The 17570-nt window shown below is 66.8% G+C and carries 20 protein-coding genes; 10 read left to right on the plus strand and 10 right to left on the minus strand.

Annotated elements, in window-relative coordinates:
* The first annotated feature begins 33 nt into the window (after window positions 1-33).
* The 9 genes from AC1D1G_RS08420 (at window position 34) to AC1D1G_RS08460 (ending at window position 8498) form a co-directional block, all read left to right on the plus strand.
* The gene (locus tag AC1D1G_RS08420; RefSeq protein ID WP_477951710.1) at window positions 34-825 is read left to right on the plus strand and encodes an enoyl-CoA hydratase-related protein; all 792 of its coding nucleotides are present in this window, start codon (window positions 34-36) and stop codon (window positions 823-825) included.
* Window positions 826-911: 86 nt separating this feature from the next.
* On the plus strand, window positions 912-1865 hold the full coding sequence (gene paaA, locus AC1D1G_RS08425) for a 1,2-phenylacetyl-CoA epoxidase subunit PaaA (protein ID WP_005250773.1): 954 nt from the start codon (window positions 912-914) through the stop codon (window positions 1863-1865).
* A complete protein-coding gene (gene paaB, locus AC1D1G_RS08430) occupies window positions 1862-2167 on the plus strand; it encodes a 1,2-phenylacetyl-CoA epoxidase subunit PaaB (RefSeq protein ID WP_009475635.1) in 306 nt (101 codons plus the stop codon). The genes paaA and paaB overlap by 4 nt, the downstream gene beginning before the upstream one ends.
* A gap of 8 nt (window positions 2168-2175) precedes the next feature.
* A complete protein-coding gene (gene paaC / locus AC1D1G_RS08435; RefSeq protein WP_317569155.1) occupies window positions 2176-3093 on the plus strand; it encodes a 1,2-phenylacetyl-CoA epoxidase subunit PaaC in 918 nt (305 codons plus the stop codon).
* Window position 3094: 1 nt separating this feature from the next.
* Window positions 3095-3604, plus strand: a complete 510-nt coding sequence (gene paaD, locus AC1D1G_RS08440) for a 1,2-phenylacetyl-CoA epoxidase subunit PaaD (RefSeq protein ID WP_164063950.1) — start codon at window positions 3095-3097, stop codon at window positions 3602-3604.
* Between the two features lie 2 nt (window positions 3605-3606).
* Window positions 3607-4704, plus strand: coding sequence for a 1,2-phenylacetyl-CoA epoxidase subunit PaaE (paaE, locus tag AC1D1G_RS08445; protein WP_477951711.1), 1098 nt, complete (start codon window positions 3607-3609; stop codon window positions 4702-4704).
* Window positions 4705-4736: 32 nt separating this feature from the next.
* Window positions 4737-6035 (plus strand): phenylacetate--CoA ligase PaaK, encoded by a 1299-nt coding sequence (paaK, locus tag AC1D1G_RS08450; RefSeq protein WP_477951712.1) that lies wholly within the window; start codon window positions 4737-4739, stop codon window positions 6033-6035.
* Between the two features lie 11 nt (window positions 6036-6046).
* Complete coding sequence (locus AC1D1G_RS08455) at window positions 6047-7006, plus strand: AraC-like ligand-binding domain-containing protein (protein ID WP_477951713.1); 960 nt, start codon at window positions 6047-6049, stop codon at window positions 7004-7006.
* 70 nt (window positions 7007-7076) lie between these two features.
* Window positions 7077-8498 carry an amidase gene (locus AC1D1G_RS08460; RefSeq protein ID WP_477951714.1) on the plus strand — a complete coding sequence of 474 codons (1422 nt, stop codon included), beginning with the start codon at window positions 7077-7079 and terminating at the stop codon, window positions 8496-8498.
* Window positions 8499-8514: 16 nt separating this feature from the next.
* On the opposite strand, the gene AC1D1G_RS08465 is transcribed toward AC1D1G_RS08460, so the two are convergent.
* Genes AC1D1G_RS08465 through hpaC form a run of 4 tightly spaced genes read right to left on the minus strand, consistent with a single transcriptional unit; the run spans window position 8515 to window position 12234 of the window.
* Complete coding sequence (locus AC1D1G_RS08465; RefSeq protein WP_477951715.1) at window positions 8515-9792, minus strand: amidase; 1278 nt, start codon at window positions 9790-9792, stop codon at window positions 8515-8517.
* A complete protein-coding gene (locus AC1D1G_RS08470) occupies window positions 9789-11339 on the minus strand; it encodes a solute symporter family protein (protein WP_317569149.1) in 1551 nt (516 codons plus the stop codon). The genes AC1D1G_RS08465 and AC1D1G_RS08470 overlap by 4 nt, the downstream gene beginning before the upstream one ends.
* 5 nt (window positions 11340-11344) lie before the next feature.
* The gene (locus AC1D1G_RS08475; protein ID WP_283332145.1) at window positions 11345-11638 is read right to left on the minus strand and encodes a DUF485 domain-containing protein; all 294 of its coding nucleotides are present in this window, start codon (window positions 11636-11638) and stop codon (window positions 11345-11347) included.
* Window positions 11639-11640: 2 nt separating this feature from the next.
* Window positions 11641-12234 carry a 4-hydroxyphenylacetate 3-monooxygenase, reductase component gene (hpaC, locus tag AC1D1G_RS08480; RefSeq protein ID WP_164063966.1) on the minus strand — a complete coding sequence of 198 codons (594 nt, stop codon included), beginning with the start codon at window positions 12232-12234 and terminating at the stop codon, window positions 11641-11643.
* A 223-nt stretch (window positions 12235-12457) separates the two neighbouring features.
* On the opposite strand from hpaC, the gene AC1D1G_RS08485 reads away from it, so the two are divergent.
* Window positions 12458-13078, plus strand: a complete 621-nt coding sequence (locus AC1D1G_RS08485) for a response regulator transcription factor (protein ID WP_007301658.1) — start codon at window positions 12458-12460, stop codon at window positions 13076-13078.
* Window positions 13079-13093: 15 nt separating this feature from the next.
* On the opposite strand, the gene AC1D1G_RS08490 is transcribed toward AC1D1G_RS08485, so the two are convergent.
* From AC1D1G_RS08490 to AC1D1G_RS08515, 6 genes are read right to left on the minus strand one after another with little or no spacing between them, the layout of a single operon-like run.
* On the minus strand, window positions 13094-14053 hold the full coding sequence (locus AC1D1G_RS08490; protein WP_477951716.1) for a PDR/VanB family oxidoreductase: 960 nt from the start codon (window positions 14051-14053) through the stop codon (window positions 13094-13096).
* A gap of 46 nt (window positions 14054-14099) precedes the next feature.
* Window positions 14100-14840, minus strand: a complete 741-nt coding sequence (locus AC1D1G_RS08495) for an SDR family NAD(P)-dependent oxidoreductase (protein WP_164063970.1) — start codon at window positions 14838-14840, stop codon at window positions 14100-14102.
* Between the two features lie 40 nt (window positions 14841-14880).
* On the minus strand, window positions 14881-15384 hold the full coding sequence (locus AC1D1G_RS08500; protein WP_477951717.1) for an aromatic-ring-hydroxylating dioxygenase subunit beta: 504 nt from the start codon (window positions 15382-15384) through the stop codon (window positions 14881-14883).
* Entirely contained in the window at window positions 15374-16660 is a 1287-nt protein-coding gene (locus AC1D1G_RS08505) for an aromatic ring-hydroxylating oxygenase subunit alpha (protein ID WP_477951718.1), read from the minus strand. Before AC1D1G_RS08505 ends, AC1D1G_RS08500 begins: the two co-directional genes overlap by 11 nt.
* Window positions 16660-17160, minus strand: a complete 501-nt coding sequence (locus AC1D1G_RS08510; RefSeq protein ID WP_477951719.1) for a nuclear transport factor 2 family protein — start codon at window positions 17158-17160, stop codon at window positions 16660-16662. Before AC1D1G_RS08510 ends, AC1D1G_RS08505 begins: the two co-directional genes overlap by 1 nt.
* Window positions 17161-17165: 5 nt before the next feature.
* A complete protein-coding gene (locus AC1D1G_RS08515; RefSeq protein ID WP_283351348.1) occupies window positions 17166-17543 on the minus strand; it encodes a hypothetical protein in 378 nt (125 codons plus the stop codon).
* Window positions 17544-17570 lie beyond the last annotated feature (27 nt).

Raw genomic sequence — 17570 nt, forward strand, 5'->3', positions numbered from 1 at the left:
ACCCACACCACAATCAGCAGGAGGCACATTCTCATGAGCACTGACGACGTGGTCGGACTTTCCGTGGACGCGGGACTGGCCACCATCACCCTGCGCCGTGCGGGCGCGTCCAACGCCCTGGACCGCGCGGTGAAGGAACAGTTGCTGGCGGCGGTGGAGAAGGTCGCCGCCGACGACGGCGTGCGTGCCCTACTGCTGCAGGCGGAGGGCAAGAACTTCTGCGTCGGCCAGGACCTGGCCGAGCACGTCGCCGGGCTCGAGGCGGACGCCGCGCACGCGATGGACACCGTCGCCGAGCACTACAACCCGCTGCTCCGGGCGCTGGCCGCGGTCCGTGTCCCGGTCGTCGTCGCGGTCGGTGGGGCCTGCGTGGGGGCGGGGCTGGGCATCGCCCTGGCCGCCGACATCCGGATCGCGGGGGAGGGCGCGAAGTTCGCCACGGCCTTCACGGGGATCGCGCTGGCCGGCGACTSCGGGCTGAGTCACACCCTGGTGCAGGCGCTGGGAGCGAGCCGGGCGACCGGGCTGATGATGCTCGGCGACCGGTTCACAGCGGCGCAGGCGCTGGACTGGGGGCTGGTGCACCGGGTGGTTCCCGACGTCGAACTCGGGGACGCGGCCACTGCGCTGGCGCGGAAGCTGGCTGACGGTCCCACGGCCGCGTACGCGCAGGTCAAGTCGCTGGTCTCGGCAGCGTCGAGCGGGCTGTCGGAGGCGCTCGAGCGGGAGCGCGAGGCCGCCGAGCAGCTCGGCCGGTCGAAGGATCACCGCAGCGCGGTCGACGCGTTCCTCGCGAAGCGTACGCCCGCCTTCGAAGGCCACTGACGTAATTCGGCTCCCGCCCTTGTGTGGGCGGGGGCTGACATGCATACTTGATACCAACCGATCATTCGGTAATAGAGGTAGGACATATGACCACGTCACACGCTTCCGATGAGCTGCAAGAGCTCTTCGATGACACCATCGCAGCCGACCAGAGGGTCGAGCCGCGGGACTGGATGCCCGACGGCTACCGCAAGACGCTGATCCGGCAGATCGCGCAGCACGCGCATTCGGAGATCATCGGCATGCAGCCGGAGGGCAACTGGCTCACCCGCGCGCCGTCGCTGCGTCGCAAGGCAATCCTCATGGCGAAGGTTCAGGACGAGGCCGGACACGGCCTGTACCTGTATTCGGCCGCCGAGACGCTCGGAGCCGATCGCGCCGACCTCACCGAGAAGCTGATCGAAGGCAAGCAGAAGTACTCCTCGATCTTCAACTACCCGACGCTGACCTACGCCGACGTCGGCGTCATCGGCTGGCTCGTCGACGGCGCCGCGATCTGCAACCAGGTTCCGTTGTGCCGCAGCTCCTTCGGGCCGTACGCGCGGGCGATGATCCGGGTGTGCAAGGAGGAGTCCTTCCACCAGCGTCAGGGTTTCGAACTGCTGATGACGATGATGCGCGGCACCGACGCCCAGCGCGAGATGGTGCAGGAGTCGGTGAACCGCTGGTGGTGGCCGGCGCTGATGATGTTCGGACCGCCGGACGATCAGTCGCCCAACTCCGAGCAGTCCATGAAGTGGCGCATCAAGCGGCACACCAACGACGAACTCCGTCAACGGTTCGTCGACATGTCCATCCCGCAGGCCGAGGTGCTCGGCGTGACGTTCCCGGATCCGGACCTGAAGTGGAACGCCGAGCGCGGCGCTCACGACTTCGGTGAGCCCGACTGGAGCGAGTTCATGCAGGTGATCAAGGGCAACGGCGCATCGAGCGTCGAGCGCGTCGCCAACCGGCGGGCAGCACACGAGAACGGGGCGTGGGTGCGGGAGGCCGCGACGGCCTTCGCCCGCCGCGAGAGCAGCAAGGAGAACGCACGATGAGCACGGACGACAACGCAGTGCGCGCGGACTGGCCCCTGTACGAGGTGTTCCTGCGCGGCAAGCGCGGACTCAACCACGTTCACGTCGGATCCCTGCACGCCGCCGACGACGAGATGGCCGTCCGGCACGCCCGGGACGTCTACACCCGCCGCAACGAGGGCGTGAGCATCTGGGTGGTGCGGTCCAGTTCGATCGTGGCGTCCAGCCCGTCGGAGAAGGATCCCTACTTCGCGCCCAGCGGCGACAAGGTGTACCGGCACCCCACGTTCTACGAGATCCCCGACAACGTTCCCCACATGTGAGGCTGACGATGACCGACCACGACAATGCTTACGAAGGCCTCGTCGACGAAGACAGCCACGGCCAGTGGGCGTTCGGCACCAGCTTCGACGACCCCCTCGCGGGTGTCGACACCACGGTTCCGGAGGACGTCGACCTCTCCGCGCTGGCCGGCTACTGCCTGATGCTCGGTGACGATGCGCTGATCAGCTCACAGCGTCTCGCCGAGTGGAGCACGCGCGCACCGGAACTCGAGGAGGAGGTCGCGCTCGCGAATGTCGGACTCGACCTGCTCGGTCAGGCGCGACTGCTGCTCGCCCGGGCGGCCGCGGCGGACGCGTCGGTGGTGCCGTACATCTCGGAGACGAGCCCGGTTCCCGCGGAGGACGCGCTCGCGTTCTTCCGGGACGAGAATCGGTTCCGCAACACCCGGCTGGCCGAACTCGACAACGGCGACTTCGCTCAGTCGATCACGCGACTGCTGGTGTTCTCGACGTGGCGTCTCGCGCTGTTCGATCGTCTCCGCACGTCCCGGGACCCGGTCCTCGCGGCGGTCGCGGTGAAGGGCGTCAAGGAACTCACCTACCACCGCGACTACGCGGCCCGCTGGGTTGTGACGCTCGGCTGCGGCACGGAGGAGTCGAAGTCCAGGATGGAAGCGGCGCTAACCCACGTGTGGCCGTATGTCGAGGAACTGTTCGTCCCGACCACCGAGGAGCTCGCGCTCGCGGCGGTGGGGGTGGGCGTCGACCCGCGGGACGTGCGTGAGGAATTCGATTCCGTCCTCGAGCAGGTGCTGCATGCCGCCGAGCTCACCGCACCGACCGGCCGGACCGTCGGCACCGTCGGCGGCCGGGCAGGCCGGCAGGGATTGCACACCGAGTCGCTCGGACTGCTGCTCGCCGAGATGCAGAGCGTGGCCCGGGCGCACCCCGAAGGAGTGTGGTGACATGACCACCGCCGTGCGCAGCGACGCCCGTCGCCTCGCCGAATCCGTGCTCGACCCCGAGATGCCGATGCTCACGCTCGCCGATCTCGGTGTGCTGCGCGACGTCGAGGAATACGCCGACGGGTCGGTGGTCGTGACCATCACCCCCACCTATTCCGGTTGCCCCGCCATGGCCACCATGCGGGACGACATCGAGCACATCCTGCAGGACGCCGGGTTCGGCAGCGTCGAGGTCAGGACCGTCCTGTCGCCGCCGTGGAGCACGGACTGGATCAGCGAGAACGGGCTGCGCACGCTCCGCGAGAACGGCTACTCGACACCCGGTCCCGCGCCGCGGCGCACTTCGGGTCCGGTGCCGTTGACGCTCACCGTCAAGCCGCGACCCGTGGCATGCCCCAAGTGCCACTCGGCGAACACCCGGCTCGACTCGGAATTCGGGGCGACGCTGTGCAAGGCGCTCTACCGGTGCCTGGACTGCCTCGAGCCCTTCGATCACGTGAAGGAAATCTGACCATGACCACAGCGGTCTCCCCGACACCCGGCGCGGCGTTGCGCAACAGGGCGTTTCACACCCTCACCGTCGCCGACGTCGAATCCCTGTGCGACGACGCGGTCGCGGTCACGTTCGACGTGCCGGCCGAGCTCGCCGACGAGTTCGTGTTCGGTCCCGGACAGTCGCTCACGCTGCGGCGGACGATCGACGGCGTCGAACACCGCCGCTCGTACTCCATCTGCGCGCCTTCCGGTTCCGCGCCGCGGGTCGGTGTGCGCGAGGTGTCCGACGGTCTGTTCTCGACGTGGCTCGTGCACGACGTCCGCCCCGGCGACCGGATCGAGGTGCAGGGCCCGAGCGGAACGTTCGTCGCCGACCCCGCGGCCGGCGGTCGCCACGTGCTGATCGCCGCCGGATCGGGCATCACGCCGATGCTGTCGATCGCCGCATCGATGCTGGCGAACCCCGAGGCCGAAGTCGTTCTCCTGTACGGCAACCGGCGCACCCGCTCGGTGATGTTCGCCGAGGAGATCGCCGACCTCAAGGACACGTACGGGTCGCGCTTCGACATCATCCATGTTCTGTCCCGCGAGCCCCGCGAGGTCGAACTGTTCACCGGCCGTCTCGACGCCGACCGGCTCCGGGCCATCTTCGACGCCGTGGTCCCGGTGGCCGATATCGATCACTTCTGGCTGTGCGGCCCGTACGGCATGGTCACCGACGCCGAGACGGTTCTCGGCGACTTGCAGATCGACAAGAGCCGCGTGCATCACGAGCTGTTCTTCGTCGACGACGTGCCCCCGCCGATGGAAACCCACCGCGAGCCCGGCGTCACCGGACCGAGCAGTGAGGTGACCCTCGTTCTGGACGGCCGCTCGACCACCGCGGCGTTGCCGCGGGACGAGTCGATCCTCGATGCCGCCGAGAAGTACCGCTCGGACCTTCCGTTCGCCTGCAAGGGCGGCGTCTGCGGGACGTGCCGCGCCAAGATCACGTGCGGTGACGTGGACATGCGCCGCAACTACGCGCTCGAGGACTACGAGGTCGACTCCGGCTTCGTGCTGACGTGCCAGACCTTCCCGGTCAGCGACAACGTGACCGTCGATTTCGACGCCTGACCATACCCAGCCCGCACACCCCGGAGACTAGAATGACCAGTATCGCCACCCCCTCGCAGGACATCGAGTTCGCCACGCGCGACCGGATCTCATCGCTGCAACTCGAACGCCTGCAGTGGTCACTTCTCCACGCGTACAGCAACGTTCCGCATTACCGGAAGGCGTTCGACGACGCCGGTGTGCACCCGAGTGACCTGAAGGACCTGTCCGATCTGGCGAAGTTCCCGTTCACGGCGAAGGCGGACCTGCGGGCGAACTATCCGTTCGGGATGTTCGCGGTGCCGCAGGAGAAGGTCTCGCGCATCCACGCGTCGTCCGGGACCACCGGGCGCCCGACGGTCGTCGGGTACACCACGGGCGACCTGAACAACTGGGCCGATCTGGTCGCGCGGAGCCTGCGGGCGGGTGGGGTGAAGCCGTCGGACAAGGTGCACGTCGCGTACGGGTACGGCCTGTTCACCGGTGGCCTCGGCGCGCACTACGGTGCCGAGCGGCTGGGCTGCACGGTGATCCCRATGTCCGGTGGCATGACGGACCGACAGATTCAGCTGATCGAGGACTTCGAACCCGACGCGATCATGGTGACCCCGTCGTACATGCTCACGATCGTCGACGCGATGATCAAGAAGGGCATCGATCCGGCGAAGACGTCGCTGCGGACCGGTGTGTTCGGGGCGGAGCCGTGGACCGAGGAGATGCGCACCGAACTCGAGAAGCAACTGAACATGGACGCCGTCGACATCTACGGACTGTCCGAGGTGATGGGCCCGGGTGTCGCGATGGAATGCGTCGACACCAAGGACGGCCTGCACATCTGGGAAGACCACTTCTACCCGGAGATCATCGACCCGGTCACCGGGGAGGTGCTGCCCGACGGTGAGGAGGGCGAACTCGTCTTCACGTCGCTGACCAAGGAGGCGATGCCGATCATCCGGTACCGCACCCGCGACCTCACCCGGCTGCTGCCGGGGACGGCGCGGTCGGTGCGGCGGATGCAGAAGGTCACCGGGCGCACCGACGACATGATCATCCTTCGCGGGGTGAACCTCTTCCCCACCCAGATCGAGGAACTGATCCTCGCCGTGCCGGCGCTGGCACCCCAGTTCCAGTGCATCCTGGACCGCCCGGGCCGCATGGACGAGCTGACCGTGCGGGTGGAATCGCGTCCGGACGCCGTGACCGACGACCACGCGTGGGCCGCGGGTGAACTGCAGAAGCTGGTGAAGAATAGGATCGGCGTGAGCGTGAAGGTCGACGTCGTCGCTCCCGGCGACCTCGAACGCTCACTCGGTAAGGCACGTCGACTGATCGACAACCGCTCCGCTCAGTGAGGTGATCGAAGGTGCGTCTCGGTGGTGGGCCCGCGCGTGACGACGGGCAGTTCGAGCACTGGCGTCAGGCCGTCTCCACGGCATTCGTCCCGCTCGCCGTGGTGTCCACGGCGGAGGACGGACCGGGGCGCTTCACCGGGACCCTGCGCACCACCGCGCTCGGCGGGTTGCAGCTCAGCGAGGTCGGGGGACACGCGGTCGACGTCCGCCGGACCCGCACGTCGATCAAGCGGTCCGACCCCGGCCTGGTGAAGGTGGGCCTGCAACTGTCGGGCAGCGGCGTCATCGTCCAGGACGACCGCGAGGCCGTGCTCAGGCCCGGCGACTTCGCCGTCTACGACACCAGCAAGCCGTACGACCTGCACTTCGCGGGCGACTTCAGCATGTTCGTGCTGATGTTTCCCCGCGAACTACTGCGCATCGCCTCGCGGGAACTGGGCACCGTGTCGGCGCGCCGCATCCAGGGCAGCACCGGCATGGGCGCGCTCGTCTCTCCGTTCCTGACGAACCTCCACCACTCCGTCGTCACCGGCACCATGCCGACGACGCCCCTCGTGGAGGACGCGGTGCTCGACCTGCTCGGTGCCGCGGTGCAATCGGAGGCGCCCGCCGACGCCACCGCTCCCGGCGCGTCGTTGCTACTACGGGTGAGGTCATTCATCGACGCGCACCTGCACGACCCCACACTCGACACCGCCACGGTGGCGTCCCACCACCACGTATCGACCCGGCACCTGCAGAAGATGTTCGAGGCGGACGGACACACGGTGGCCGGGTGGATCCGCCACCGCAGGCTCGAGAAGTGCCGCCGCGACCTCAAGGACGTCCGATTCCGCGGCGACAGCATCGGAACCATCTGTGCCCGATACGGTCTCGTCAACTCGTCGCACTTCTCGCGGCTGTTCAAGGAGACGTACGGGGTCTCGCCGCGCGCCTTCCGCGAACAGGAACTGCTGTCGACCACCGCGTGACGGCGGCAGAAATTCGCTCGCGCCGCACGGCCCTCCGGGTCACACTGAATCGGTCGTCGCGACCTGAGGAGTGGGACCGCTGGAACTGCACGAGTACACAAGGCTCGACGCCGTCGGTCTGAGCGAGCTGATCCAGGCCGGTGAGGTGACGGCGACGGAGGTCGAAGCCGTTGCGCGCGAGGCGATCACGCAGGCCGATGCGGACCTCGGCGCACTGACCCTGCCGATGTTCGATCCGGCCCTCGACCACCGCTCCGACGGGCCCCTGGCGGGGGTGCCGTTCGTCATCAAGGACAGCGGCCCGTTCGCGAAGGGGGTGCCGTTCACACTCGGTAGCCGCAGCATCCGCGGCGCCGTCGCCGGTGTGGATCACGAACTGATGTCCCGGTTCCGGTCGGCCGGATTGGTGGCCATGGGGCAGACCACAGCGCCGGAGTTCGGGTTGAACTTCGCGACGGAACCGGTGCGGTACGGACCGACGTGCAATCCGTGGGCGCTCGATCGCGGCACCGGCGGGTCGAGTGGCGGATCCGCCGCGCTCGTCGCCGCCGGGGCGGTTCCGCTGGCACACGGCAACGACGGCGCCGGTTCGCTACGCGTGCCGGCCTCGTGCTGCGGGCTCGTCGGCCTGAAACCGAGCCGCGGCCGAATCCCCTGCGGCCCACTGGTCGGCGAGGCCGGGTTCGGGCACATCTACGAGTTCGCCCTCACCCGAACCATCCGCGACACGGCCCATCTGCTGGACGCCGTCGCCGCCCCGCCGGTCGGTGAAAAGTACACCGCCCCGGCGCAGTCCGGTCGCTACGCCGACACGATGCGCGCCGATCCCGGCCGTCTGCGGGTGGCCCTCACGACCGAGCCGTGGGGCGTCAGTTCCGTCGACGTGCAGGTAGCGGAGGCCACGGTCGCCGCCGGCACGATCCTCGAATGGATCGGCCACACCGTGACCGAGACGCGCCCGCACTTCGACGCGGAGGACGTCGTCGAGGCGTCGACACTCACTGCGATCGCCACGGGCGCGGCGATCCTGCGCGCTCCACGCAGGCCCGATCCCGCTCTGCTCGAAGCGGTCTCGCGGACAGTGCTGCAGGAGACCCAGGCGTTCACCGCGCTCGACGTCGCGGCAGCACTCGACGCGCAACACCGGGTCACCCGGTCGATCGGGCTGTTCTTCACCCGATTCGATCTGCTGGTGACCCCGACCGTCGCCTGGCTGCCGGTGCCGCACGGCACCCTCGACTACGACGACTCCCGGCACAGTGTGCGCTCGTGGCTACGCCGCATCTTCGAGTTCGGACCGTTCACGGCACCGTTCAACGTGTCCGGGAATCCCGCGATCAGCCTGCCGCTCGCGCTGAGCAGGGAGGGCCTCCCCATCGGCGTCCAGCTCGTCGCGGCCACCGGCAGAGAAGATCTGCTGCTGCAGGTGGCCGCGCAGTTGGAGCAGGCTGCGCCGTGGAAGGATCGCCAACCGTCGATCTTCGTCGACTGACGATCTTCTGTCGTTGTCAGAGCACGGATTCCAGCCATGCGGCCGTTTCGAACAGGCGTTGCTCCGCGCCGGGACGTCCGATCAGCTGCAATCCGAGGGGAAGCCCTGCGCTGTCGCGCTTCCCGGGGATCGTGACCACCGGCAGACCCATGGCCTGCCACGGCCGACTGAGCAGGGGCGTGCCCGTCGCGTCGTGCCCGGGTGGAGCGGCGCCGAGCGCCGCGGGCCCGAGGATGGCTTCGTCCTCGTCCAACGCCGCGAGCAGCAGCTGTCGGGTCTCGCTGATTCCGGCGAGGGCGGCGCGGTAGTCCGCCTCGGTGGTCGCTGCCCCCGCGGCGAACAGTTCGGCGAGGGCCGCGCTGATTCTGTCGGTCTGCGCGGCCTCGGCGGCGCGTTCTCTGGCCGCCTCGTACGCCATCACCGTGTGGTGGTGTTCCGTCAGCGCCACGATCGTCGCCGCGGCGTCCAACTCGCGGCACCCGATCCCCGCCGACCCGGCGGAATCGGCGGTCGTCCTGAGCGCCGCCGTCATCTCTCGGGACACCTCGCCGAGCTCGAACCCACTCCACAGGCGAAGCCGGCCCGGCGCGGAAGGCACGAGGACGGGTGCCCGCGTGCCGTCGCGCAGCGCTGTCCAGGCGAAGTGGAGATCGGGCACAGTTCGCGCCAGCAGCCCGACCGTGTCGAGACTGGGACTCAATCCGGTGATGCCCGCGGTCGGAAGTTCGCCGTGGGCGGTGACGAAACCTGCGACTCCGCAGAACGACGCCGGCCTCGTCAGCGACCCCGCGGTCTGCGTGCCGAACGCCAGCGGCACCATGCCTGCGGCCACCGCTGCCGCCGAGCCGCTCGACGACCCGCCGGGCGTGTGACCCAGGGCGCGGGGATTGCGGGTCGGGCCGGGCGTGAAATACCCGAACTCGGTGGTGACGGTTTTGCCGAACGGGAGCGCGCCGAGTGCGCGCGACCGCGCCACACAGTCGGCGTCCGTCGTCACCGGGTCCGTACTCCGCAGTTCACTGCCGCAGCGCGTCGGCATCCCGGCGACGTCGATGAGATCCTTGACGCCGACGGGCACGCCCCAGAGCGCGCCGTCCGGGCCGCCGTCCTGGATCCGGGCGGCCGCGGACCGCACCGCGTCGGCGTCGAGGTGGGCCCAGGCATGGATTTCCGGCTCGAGGTCCGCGATCCGTGCGAGTGCCGCCTCCGCCACGTCGATGGGCGTCGTCGCGCCCGTCGCCAGCTGCTCCGCCAGGTCCCGGAGTGGGCTCGGTGACTGTAGTTCCGTCTTCATTGCGTCGCCACCATCGTGTCGTCGTTCGTCGTCTCGGTCTGCCCGGTGAGCGCTCGGGTGCGCATCACCGAGAAGAGGCGATCTGCTCGCACTTTCGTCTCCCCGGACGGCGCCGACACCAGCGCGACGATGATGGACACCGCCAGCGAGAGGGGTGCCACGGCGAGTGCCGGGTTCGAGAATCCGAGAATGGAGTCCGGTCCCTGCACGACCGGGCTGAGCAGGATGACGGTGACCGACAGGACGAGCCCGACCACGATGCCGGAGATGACGGCACGCGCCGTCATGCGCTTCCAATACATGGTCAGAAGCAGTGCCGGCAGGTTCGCACATGCTGCGATGGACATGCCCAGTGACGCGAGGAACGCGACGTTCTGCTTCTGCGCCGCGAATGCGATGGCGACACCGATGACGCAGGTGGCCACCGTCGCGACACGGGCTGCGCGGTGCTGAGCCTTCGCCGACACCGATCCGTTCCTGATCACCTGCCCGTACAGGTCGTGTGCGATCGCACCGGAGGTGGCGATCACCAGGCCGGACAGTGCGGCCAGAATGGTCACGAACGCCACGGCCGCGACGAACGCCAGCAGGACTCCGCCGCCGACTGTCTCGGCGAGCTGCGCGACCGCGAGGTTACCGCCCCGATTCTCGGACTTGATCACCTCGACACCGACCAGCTTGGCGGCGCCGTAACCGAGCACGGGAACCAGCAGGTAGAAGGCGAAGAAGATCCAAATCGCCGTGTAGGCGGACGTTCTCGCCTGCTTCGCGTCCGGAACGGTGAGGAATCGGATCATCACGTGCGGCAGGCCGAGCACGCCGAGGACGAGCCCGACGGTCTGCGACAACTGGTCGAACGAGGCGGCACCGGACGTACGCTGCGGCGCGACGAACGATTGCCCGAACTCGGCGAGCGCGGTGCTGAACGGGCCGAAGGGGTTGAAATCGAACCGCACCAGCACGAGAACGAACAGCACCACGGCGCAGACCATGAGAAGACCGGTCTTGATGATCTGGATCCAGCTGGTGGCGAGCATTCCACCCACCAACGTGTACGCGGTGGTGAGTGTTCCGATGATCAACACGGCCACGACGTAGTCGAGGTCGAACAGCAACGACACTAGAAGCGCGGCACCGACCAACTGCGACACGAGATAGACCACGCTGATCACCACCGTGCTGATCGCCATCATCGACCGCACGTCCTTGCCGGGGAACCGGGTGGCGAGGACATCCGCCAGCGTGAAGCGACCGAGGTTGCGCAGGGGTTCCGCGATCAGCAGCATCGCGAGGACGAACGCCACGGGCACGAAGACCGCGAGGTAGAACCCGTTGAAACCGGTCAGGGCGATCGCACCGGTGACTCCGAGAAACGAGGCGGCAGAAATGAAGTCGCCGGCGATGGCGACACCGTTCTGTCTGCCGGTGAGGCTGCCGCCAGCAACGTAGTGATCGGCGGCCGACTTGTTCCTCTTGGAAGCCCACGCGGTGATCATCAAGGTGACGGCGACGAGGGCCGCGAAGAGCGATGCGGAGACGAGGTTCATGGCTGTTATCCTTTCGCCCGCGAGACGGTTCGGGAGTCGAGTTCGGCTGCCCGCGCCATGTAGTACCGGGCCACGACGATGGCGACGACGAATTGCGCGACCGCGTAGAGCCACGCCACGGTGACACCGCTGAAGACGACGCCGTCCAGCAGCGAGGTGAACCCACCGAGGATCGGCAGGGGCAGGAATAGTGCGAGGACCAGGGCGCTGAGACGAAAGGTCAAGGCGGCGCGCGTGTCTGCGAGCACCTGCAGGTCGGAATTCTGTGGGACTTGTTCGGGCGGTGACGAGGTGACCATGGCTATTTACCTCCGGCTGCGGCGGGAACGAGGGTGGGCGTCACGGTGATCGGATCGGACCATTCGTCGTAGAACAGCCAGTCGGGGGACTCGACCGGAACCGACAAACGGTGGAATTTGCGTTGGAAGTAGACGAGGCTATCGCCGTGTTCGCGCGTCTGCACGCGGTCCAGTTCGATGAACATCACCGAATGTGATCCCACGGTCTTGCTGTCCGCGATCCGGCCGGCGAGCACCACGTGGGCGGCGCGCAGGATCGGAACACCGTCGTCGGTGTCTTCTTCCCAGATGTCCCACTCGAACCGGTCCGCCATCGCGACTTGTGTTGCGCCCGCGAAATGCATGGCCAGTTCTTCGTCGTCGCCGGAGAGCACGTTGATACCGACTCTGCCGTTGTTCTGGAACACGTTGTGCATGGCACTGTTCTGATTCACGCACACGAGTGCGGTGGGCGGGGAGTCGGTGACCGAGCAGACGGCGGTCACCGTCATTCCGCAGCGCCCGGCAGGGCCGTCGGTCGTCACGATGTTGACCGCGGCCGGCAGATTCGCCATGGCGGTGCGGAAGCTCGATTGCATTGTTGTGAGTTCGGGCATTTCGTCTCCATGAGTTGGAACAGGAAGTCGTGTCACCACGTTGCGCCGGCGTTCCTGCAAGAAGGATATGACGCGCGTCGTGTGCTGGAACATTGGCGGCGACGCTACTTTCTCGCAGTAAGTCGCGTATCCGAGTAGGGGATTCCTTCAGTTGCCTACCGCTTCCGTTACGGTCGGTGTTGACTGGACGAGGAAGCAAGCCATCTGTGCGAGGCAGGATTCGATGGATCAGCAGGAAACACGGGTATACATCGTCGACGACGATCAGGAGTTGTGCGCATCGCTTGCGTGGCTACTCGATTCGGTCAACATCACGTCGGAGTACTACTTCTCGGTGCAGTCGTTCCTGGACGAGTACCGCCGCGACATCCCGGCCTGCCTCGTGCTGGATGTCCGGATGCCGGAAGTCGGGGGATTCCAGCTCCAGGAGGCACTCCTCGCCGACGAATCCCCGATCCCGATCATCTTCGTGTCGGCACACGGTGACATCAAGATGTCGGTGCGGGCACTGCAGCGGGGTGCGCTGACGTTCATCGAGAAGCCCTACGATCCGCAGCACATGCTCGACGTGATTCAGGATGCGCTCCGGGTCGCGCGTCAACGATTCGGCGAGCGACGCAACAGAACGGAACTGCAGGGCCGGATAGACACGCTGACGGTGCGCGAAAAGGAAATTCTCGCACTCGTCCTCGACGGATTGCCCAGCAAGAACATCGCCAAGGAGCTGGGTATCAGCGTGAAGACGGTCGACGTGCATCGCACCCGTATCAAGGAAAAGACCGGAGCAGAAAGCATCGCCGTTCTCGTCCGCGATATTCTGCAGGCCGGAATTGCCGTGACCTGAAATTATTCGGCAGTTTCAGGGAAGTTCGACGACGAGCCGCCCGGATTTCGCGCGCGACACACACGCGGCAATTCTGTCTCCCGCCTTTCTCTCACTCTTGGTCAGGCAATTGTCGCGGTGGTCGGGTTCGCCCTCCAATACGTCCAGGACGCACGTGCCGCAGATACCTTCCCTGCAGGACGTGTCGATCTCGATGTCGTTCTCTTCGAGTACGTCGGCGATGGATTTCCCGGCAGGCACCTCGAACACCTCGCCCGTGTCGAGTTCCACCTCGAACGCCGTGTCCGAACCGGTCGCTGTAGGTGTCGCCGCCTCGAAGTGTTCGAAATGGACCGCGTCCTCACCGACCGCCGGTTCCGCCAGTCCGCGCACCCGATCCATGAAACCTTCGGGGCCGCAGGTGTAGACGTGGGTGGCGGCCGACGCGTCCGCCAGGATCTTCTCGAGGGCCGACAACTGATCGTCCCTCGCCAGGCCGAAGTGCAGGTGCACGTCACGGCGGAAATCGGCACTCTCCAGCAGGTCGGCGAACGCGGCCTGCGCCCTCGTCCGCGCGAAGTAGTGCAGGTCGAACTGCTGTCCCCGCCGATGCAACGCGAACGCCAGACTCAGCATCGGGGTCAACCCGATCCCCGCCGCGACGAGGATGTGCCGATCCGCACCCTCGGCGAGCGCAAGCAAAGTGCGGGGCCGGCTGATCTGCAACTCGCTGCCGACCCTCACACGATCGTGTAGCGCGGCCGAGCCACCGCGCGGGCCGGTCTCGCGTTTGACGGCGACAACGTACGATTCGGACTCGTGCGGCGGGCTGCACAGTGAGTACTGGGTGAGGACCTCGGTGGGACCGAGGATGTCGATGTGGGCGCCCGCCGGGTACGGGTCGAACGGTGACCCGTCCGTCCGAACAAGCCGGAACGACTTGATATCCGGCGTTTCCTCGACAATGTCCGCGACAGTGACAGTGAACATGCTCATGGTGATTATTCCTCCGGTGCTGCGACCCGTCGCCCGCGGGCGGGGGTCAGCGCATGTACAGGCCGCCGTTGACGTCCCAGCAGGCACCCGTGACCGACGCGGCCGTCGGCGATGCGAGCAGGGCAACGGTCTCGGCAATGAAATCGGGCGAGCCCAGGGTGCCCACCGGAATCGTGGTGAGGATGGCGGCCAGCTTGTCCGCGGGCACCGTCTCGCGCACGACCGGCAGGTCCAGAGGCCCGGGGGAGACGGCGTTCACCGTGACCCCCGACGGGGCGAGTTCGCGTGCGAAGACCTTGGTCAGTGTGCCGACGCCGCCCTTGGCCGCGGCGTAGTGCGCGCCGGTCGCCGTGCCACCGTTCTGCCCCGCCAGCGACGCGATGTTGACGATTCTGCCGTATCGCTTCGCGGCGAAGTAGCTTCCGAACACCTGGCAGCCGAGAAAGGCGCCGTTGAGGTTGATCTCGACGATGTCGGAGAATTCCTCCGGCGCGATGTCCATCAGCGAGCCCGTCTGCGACCGGCCGGCGTTGTTGACGAGGACGTCGATGCCGCCCCATTCCTGGATCACCCGGTCACGGACGGCTTCGAAACTCTTCCGCTTCCGGACGTCCAACTCCACTCCGATGGCCGTCTCGCCGTCCGGATCCAGCTCCGCCGCGGTCTCTTTCGCGGCACCGCTGTCGATATCCGCGACCGCGACGCGGTATCCGCGGTCGTGCAATTGCTGTGCGATCGCGGCACCGAGGCCGCGTCCGCCGCCGGTGACTACTGCGACAGAATCCACGTCGAGCTCCTGTTCGATCGATAAGGTTCGGAAAGGCTGGTCAGAGAAGGTAGCCGGAGGCGTTGACCGCTGCCTGGGAGTTGACGAGCCGGATGACCTTGAGGTCCAACCGCGGCCCGCTCTCGGTGTAGCGAATGCGGTGCGTGACGTCGGCGGCGAGGGTCTGCTGGTCGTCGCGCTTGAAGCCCACCAGGATCTGCGCGGACCTCACCGTGATCGAGTCCTCGGTCCGTTCCTCGACCGTGAACCGCGAGACGGTGCGGACCGTCCGGGCGGCGGCGAGCGCGGACATCGAGTAGCCGGAGGTCAGACGTTCGATACGCATGCGCCGCATGCGAGTGTCGTCGTTGACCATGTTCAGCGATCCGTCGAAGTCGTCGGTGTCCGGGTCGATGGGAATGACGTACCGGCCTGCGTCGGTCCAGAGGGCGTCCCACGCCTGGTAGTCCTTGGCGTCGAGGAGTGCCGCTTCGTGCCAGATGAGTTCGATCGCCTGCAGTACCCGGGTGTCGGCGAGTTGGGCGGTCATCAGATCAGTGCTCATCGGTCATCATCCTCTTCCACATTGCGTAGGCCTCGCGCATTCCGGTTTCGTCGGTGACGTGCGAGGTGCGGTGTCCGTCGCTGTCGAGCGCTTCACGATTGAGACCGCGGTTCACCATGATCGGCATTCCGGGTGCGCCGCGGGATCCGCGTTGTACCCGGTCCCAGGCCTCGGAATCGTCGGGGCTGCCGAACCCGAACGGGCCCTGGAAATGTTCGTGGATGCGGAGGCGTTCGCGGTTGACGATCTCCGGTCCGCCGTCCATGCCGAGGGCGATGTGCCGGATCTCGGTCTCGTCGACGGAGATCGGGCGCAGCACCCGGAAGAACGACATCGACATCGCGACGTTGGGGAAGATGTTGAGGTTGAACCCGGCGCCGTGCATGGAGCGGACGATGCGACGGACCTTGTCGGCGGGCATCGTCTTCGACAGCTCTTCGACGATGTGGTCGAAACGCGCCTGAATCTTCTCGGTGCCGTCGTCGTGGTCCAGGTCGACGTGCTCCGGGACCATGATCGCGACGCTGTGGCCGTTTCCGAGAGCGTGGGTGACGGCGTTGTCGTCGGTCATGAAGGAGAGCATGTCGGCGGTCTCGGCGTCGACGGAGGACATCCAGGACCGGTGCACGATCGGGAAGTGGTATCCGTCGGTGGTGTTCTCCAACTGGATCTTCCAGTTTCCGCGGAAGCGGAAGCAATGTTCGCCCTGCGTCTTGACTGGGTATCCGGCGCCCTGCTTCATGAACAGGTCCATCCACACCTTCGCGTCGCCGAGGAAATCGTCGAGGGGTTCGACGTCGGGGTTGAAGCTGGCGAAGATCATGCCGGCGTACGACTCCACCCGCAGACTCTGGAGGGGGAGGTCCTTCTTGTCGAGGTCCTCGTCGTAACCGTCGGGGTACGGGATTCCGCGCAGTCGCCCGTCGAGGGCGTACGACCAGCTGTGATAGGGGCAGGTGAACCCGTTCGCCTTGCCCTTGGGGACCTCACAGACGCTGGCCCCGCGGTGGCGGCACCGGTTCAGCAGGACGTTGAAGTTCCCTTTGCGGTCGCGGTTGACGATCACCGGTTGCCGGCCGATGGTCGCCATCTTGTAGCTTCCGGCCTCGGGGATCTCGCTCTCGTGGGCAACCCATACCCAGGTGCGGTAGAAGATTCTCTCGAGTTCCGCCTCGAACATGTCGGGGTCGGTGTACAGCGATCCGTCCACGCGGTCGTCCGTGGCGCGGTCCGCGAAGTTGGTGTCTGTGGTGGTGGGATCCAGCGAAGTGGTCATCACGTTCTCTTTCCATTCGATTCGGGCAGTCGTGTCGCCTCGTCGAGGCGAGTGACGAACAGCTTCTCGGTCGTGAAGTGCTTGATTCGAGCGATACCGCCCCGAACTTCACACTCGGCGGTGATGCGTGCGACGAGCAGTTCGGCCGATCCGTCCTCGTATCGCGACAGCTGCTGCATGATCCACCGCCCCTGCGCCTCGGAGCCGTCCACCTCGATCTGCTCATTGCCGAGCAGGTGCACATTTCCCCGGAAATGGGAGTTCGGTGGAAGGTACGCGGTGAGCATTCCGACGATCTCCGGTCGGCCCCGATGCGTGCCGAACTTGTGCGCGTACTCGGCGCCGATGCCTTCCCACACCGCATCGGGCGTGAACAGCGAGGCGAGTTCCTCGACCGAAAACGCCACGGAGGGAACATCGCACAGTTCCATGTAACGGCACATCACGCGGTGCACGGCCGCACGGCTCTCGATGCCCTCGGACGCGGTCACAGAGTGCATTGCGCTCACACGCCGAGGTCGACGTCGTCGCGGACGGTGAGCGCACGGCCGATGCGGGCTTCGATCTTCGCGTATCGCCACAGCGTGTACTCGCCGACCGGGGTGGTGCGGAAGAGGTTGCAGACGGCCTTGACGGTCTCCTGGGTGTCGACGTCGGCGAGGATGTAGCAGGTCCACGGCCAGCCGTCCGACGGTCCGACCAGGTGGCTGTCGTCGTCGATGTCGCCGATCACCCGGACGCCCGGTGTCTCGGCCACCGCGTCCATCATCCCGGAGAACGCCTTCCACACCAGCCCGCCCTGGCCGGTCGGGAGGTCGAAGAAGTTCTGGTTGATGCCGATGCAGAACAGGACTCGCAGCGGTGTGGTCTTGGTGTCACTCACGAATGGTCTCCTCGATTGAAACGGGGT

The organism is Rhodococcus sp. P3_B8 (genome assembly GCF_056402775.1).

What these genes read in the sequence shown, in the direction of transcription:
- paaD (WP_164063950.1), top strand. Translation starts at nt 3,095, where the DNA reads ATGACCACCGCCGTGCGCAGCGACGCCCGTCGCCTCGCCGAATCCGTG.
- paaA (WP_005250773.1), top strand. Translation starts at nt 912, where the DNA reads ATGACCACGTCACACGCTTCCGATGAGCTGCAAGAGCTCTTCGATGAC.
- paaE (WP_477951711.1), top strand. Translation starts at nt 3,607, where the DNA reads ATGACCACAGCGGTCTCCCCGACACCCGGCGCGGCGTTGCGCAACAGG.
- paaC (WP_317569155.1), top strand. Translation starts at nt 2,176, where the DNA reads ATGACCGACCACGACAATGCTTACGAAGGCCTCGTCGACGAAGACAGC.
- AC1D1G_RS08475 (WP_283332145.1), bottom strand. Translation starts at nt 11,638, where the DNA reads ATGGTCACCTCGTCACCGCCCGAACAAGTCCCACAGAATTCCGACCTG.
- paaB (WP_009475635.1), top strand. Translation starts at nt 1,862, where the DNA reads ATGAGCACGGACGACAACGCAGTGCGCGCGGACTGGCCCCTGTACGAG.
- AC1D1G_RS08465 (WP_477951715.1), bottom strand. Translation starts at nt 9,792, where the DNA reads ATGAAGACGGAACTACAGTCACCGAGCCCACTCCGGGACCTGGCGGAG.
- AC1D1G_RS08505 (WP_477951718.1), bottom strand. Translation starts at nt 16,660, where the DNA reads ATGACCACTTCGCTGGATCCCACCACCACAGACACCAACTTCGCGGAC.
- AC1D1G_RS08470 (WP_317569149.1), bottom strand. Translation starts at nt 11,339, where the DNA reads ATGAACCTCGTCTCCGCATCGCTCTTCGCGGCCCTCGTCGCCGTCACC.
- hpaC (WP_164063966.1), bottom strand. Translation starts at nt 12,234, where the DNA reads ATGCCCGAACTCACAACAATGCAATCGAGCTTCCGCACCGCCATGGCG.
- AC1D1G_RS08500 (WP_477951717.1), bottom strand. Translation starts at nt 15,384, where the DNA reads ATGAGCACTGATCTGATGACCGCCCAACTCGCCGACACCCGGGTACTG.
- AC1D1G_RS08490 (WP_477951716.1), bottom strand. Translation starts at nt 14,053, where the DNA reads ATGAGCATGTTCACTGTCACTGTCGCGGACATTGTCGAGGAAACGCCG.
- AC1D1G_RS08485 (WP_007301658.1), top strand. Translation starts at nt 12,458, where the DNA reads ATGGATCAGCAGGAAACACGGGTATACATCGTCGACGACGATCAGGAG.
- AC1D1G_RS08510 (WP_477951719.1), bottom strand. Translation starts at nt 17,160, where the DNA reads ATGCACTCTGTGACCGCGTCCGAGGGCATCGAGAGCCGTGCGGCCGTG.